This window comes from Mesorhizobium waimense, from assembly GCF_003601975.1.
Lineage (GTDB): Bacteria > Pseudomonadota > Alphaproteobacteria > Rhizobiales > Rhizobiaceae > Mesorhizobium > Mesorhizobium waimense.
Genome location: NZ_QZWZ01000202.1, coordinates 1 through 547, shown reverse-complemented (window position 1 = coordinate 547; position 547 = coordinate 1). Strand labels below are relative to the sequence as shown.

1 pseudogene is annotated in these 547 nt (G+C 58.0%); it reads left to right on the top strand.

Features of this window, described 5'->3' with window-relative positions:
- Positions 1-547, top strand: a pseudogene (locus tag D3227_RS40630) (Tn3 family transposase); the annotation flags it as partial.

Below are 547 nucleotides of genomic sequence, written 5' to 3'. Positions count from 1 at the left end.
CCCGAAATTTCAAGCGCGCATATCTTCGGGACGTTGGGATCAGATGATCCGCGAAGGCAACGCCACGCCGGCTTGGCTTGCCAACGACTTCAACGCAAGTCGCCGTCACGCTCTGATCGTGGCTCAAGCAATCAAGCTCGGCCAGAATCTCACCGATGACGCTGTAACGATGTTCATCAAGCTCATGGGTCGGCTGTTCTCGCAAGCCAACAGCCGCAAGAAGCAGCGGCATATGGAAGGTCGTACGGACACTGCCAAGGCGCTGCGCATGTTCCTCGACACGATCACTGCCCTGCAATCCGCGAACGATTATGGGCGGAACGCATTGGAGGTTCTTGATCAGGAAGTTGGTTGGCATCGGCTGCTCCGAATGAAGCCTGAACTTGAGTCGATGGTCGAGGTCAACGAGGCATCACCCCTGACCGTGGCAGCCGAACAATATGCGACCGTCAATAAGTACGCCGGCGTCTTCCTGCAGGCATTCACGTTCCGCTCGGCGCGCCGCTATGACCCGCTTCTTGCCGCGGTCGGGATGTTGAAACGGCTC